This window comes from Polaromonas sp. P3_C2 (assembly GCF_056402675.1).
In genome coordinates, this window is record NZ_JBFUGX010001194.1 from 1 (window position 1) to 667 (window position 667).

General features: G+C 58.9%; 1 protein-coding gene. It reads right to left on the bottom strand.

What is annotated here, in order from left to right; translation table 11 throughout:
* Positions 1-305: hypothetical protein (locus AC1DWI_RS25545; protein WP_477726237.1), on the bottom strand; the 305-nt coding region annotated here is incomplete at its 3' end.
* Positions 306-667: the final 362 nt, after the last annotated feature.

The following is a 667-nucleotide window of genomic DNA, read 5'->3' on the forward strand; positions in this document are numbered from 1 at the left end:
CGGTTAAGGGTCTCCTGAACAAGAGCGCCGAGCAAACCAAAAAACTGGCCAAAGTCACCCGCCGGCCGTGAAAAAGTCGCGAGCAGGTAGAAAAACCGCCGTTCATCCGCCTGCACGCTGATCTCGGTAATGCGCTCCTGGCCTGCGGGGGTGGCGGCGGTGAGCCGCCGGGCACCGGGCGCGACGCCGATGGCTGTATAGCTATTCGGTGGCATGGTGGCCACTTTGACGCCATCCACCAGCACGGTCACTGTCTCCATGTCTCCGGAAATTCTCACCAGATACAGCAGCGCTTGCCCCGGCATGGGGTCTTGCAACTGTATTTCTTTTGGCTGCGGTGTGGCCGTAGCTGCGGGGGGATTGGCCCAGGCGCAGACACTCGCAAGCAAAAGTATCCCTGACAGTGCACGTCGGATCATCTTGGCCTTCAAGTTCGGGTGAATCGAGCCGTAGCGGCTGCGTAGCGCTGCTGATTCTAGAGGGTCGGGCGAACAAAAATGCCTCGGAGGGCTGAGTGTTGACGCTTGCACCCCCTGTCTCTGCGGAATGAGCCCTATGGTGAAGTTCGATGCTGACACTAGGACGACAAGGTACTGTCACGAAGCATGAACTGGAGCGCGGAGGCGCCTACAAAAGCCAGAAAAAAAGCGCCAATCCAGATCGAGAG